The 1,861-nt window shown below is 75.6% G+C and carries 2 pseudogenes; both read right to left on the bottom strand.

The features are described from left to right. Window positions 1-1,263 (bottom strand): annotated as a pseudogene (locus tag MCHUDSM44219_RS17260) (isoniazid response ATPase/transcriptional regulator IniR); the annotation flags it as partial. 142 nt (window positions 1,264-1,405) lie between these two features. Beyond that, a pseudogene (locus MCHUDSM44219_RS31100) lies at window positions 1,406-1,823 on the bottom strand (Hsp70 family protein); the annotation flags it as partial. Window positions 1,824-1,861: the final 38 nt, after the last annotated feature.

Here is a 1,861-nt window from a genome sequence, read left to right as displayed (position 1 = left end):
GGCGTCGCCCGCCGCCACGGCGGCGATCGTGGCGGCCGCGCCGACCACGGCGTCGGGCGCCGGGCCGAGCCAGGCGAACAGGTCACGGGCCTGGGCGGCGCTGCCGTCATGCAGCGCGATGCTGGCCGCGATGCGCACCGCGGCGGCGCGCTGGGCCGGATCGGCCGCCGTGAGCATGCCGTCGGCGAGCCGGGCCGCCGTGGCGCAGTCGCCCGTCAAGGCCAGGGCGTCGGCCAGTTGTGCGCTGGGCGCTGAACTCCCCGCGTCGGCGGCCGCCCGGTACAGCCGGGCGGCGCGCGCAGGCTGGGAGGTGCTTCGCCCGGCCAGCTCGGTCAGCGCGGCCGCCAGCCGCTCGTCGTGCAGACCGTGCTCGGCCAGCCGCAACGCCAAATCGGCGGTCAGCGTCGAGGACTCCAGCTGAGAGACCAGCAGCGACACCTCGAGATCGTGGTGCCGCGACGCTCCGACGATCGAGGCGATGCCGTCGTGCACCTCGCGCAGGAAGCCCGCAGCGTGTGACGGCTCGAGGAGCCCACTGGCCCGGGCCTGGTCCACCGCGGCGAGCGCGGCCTCCGGGGTCATCCGGAGTCCGGCGGCGACGTCGTCGGGGCCGAGGCCCGAGGTGAGTGACGAGATCAGCAGCGTGTCGAGCAGTGGTTCGTCGAGGCGGCGGAGCCGCTCGATCAGCGCATTGCGTGCCGCCTGGCGCACCGCCTGGGTGCCGTCGCCGGCCACCGACAGCGTCGGGCGCAGCAGGAACGGCAGCCCCGCCGTCGCCGCCATGAGCAGCCGCACCAGGTCGGGCGCCGGGGCCTCCCCGAAGGTGGCCGCGGCGATCCGGCCGACCTCGACCGGAGGGATCGGGCCCAACGTCACTGCCGGATTCTCCCGCTGCAGCGCGACGACCAGACCGCGCAGCGCGCGGTGGTGGGCGAGCGGCTGGGCCGAGATCACCACCGTCGCCGCCGGGTCGGCGACCAGGTCGGTGAGCTGCTCGAGGTGCGCGTCGTCGAGCAGGTCGGCGTCGTCGACGATCACCGCGGAACCGTCGGCGTCCTCTGGGCGCGGCGGCCGCGACAGCACCGCGCGACCGTCCCTACGCAGCGTTGCCCGCACCGCCGCCAACACCGTCGACTTGCCTGTTCCGATACCGCCGGTGACCAGGAGCTTCACCGCGGCGCGGGGATCGCGATCGACCGCGGCCACCGCGTCCCGCGCGGCCGGCGGCAGATCCGTCGGCCGGTGCGGCGCCGGACTGGTCATCGCCGCCGTCAGGCGCCGTCGCCCGGGAGAATCACCGAGGTCGTCACGGGCGGTGCGACCGTGGTGGGCGGGGCCACCGTCGTCGTCGGCGGCGCCACCGTCGTCGTGGGCGGCGCCGTCGTCGTCGGACGCGTCGTGGTGNTCTGGGTCCTCCCGATGCTGGGCGCGGTGGTGGTGGTCGTCGTCGTGGTGGCCGTTGTTGTCGTGGTCGTCGGCGCGGTCGTCGTGGTCGACGACGACGTGCTCGTCGTCTCCGACGGGGGCGGCGGGGGAGGCGGTTGGCTGACGGTCGTCGTCGCCACGCCGTCGGGACCGATCGTCACCGTGGTGACCGGCGGCGGCAGCTCGGCCGGGGACGGCGCGGCCGACGGCGGCGTCGCCGTCTCGGTGACCGGCGTCTGATCCCCCTCGCTGCTGGTCAACGTCACGGCGAGACCACCGGCGGCCAGCAGTGCCGCAGCCGCGGCGATGCCGAACAGCACGGGCGGCCGCTTGTACCAGGGCAGCGGTGCGGGCTCGTCATAGCGCTCGTCCTCGGGGGCGAAGGCCACTGCGGGGCGGGGCGGGCTTCACCGATGTGGGACACGTGGTGGCACTG

This window comes from Mycolicibacterium chubuense (genome assembly GCF_001044255.1).
GTDB lineage: Bacteria > Actinomycetota > Actinomycetes > Mycobacteriales > Mycobacteriaceae > Mycobacterium > Mycobacterium chubuense.
Note: the sequence above shows the minus strand (reverse complement) of the source record. Positions and strands in the feature narration are given on the sequence as shown.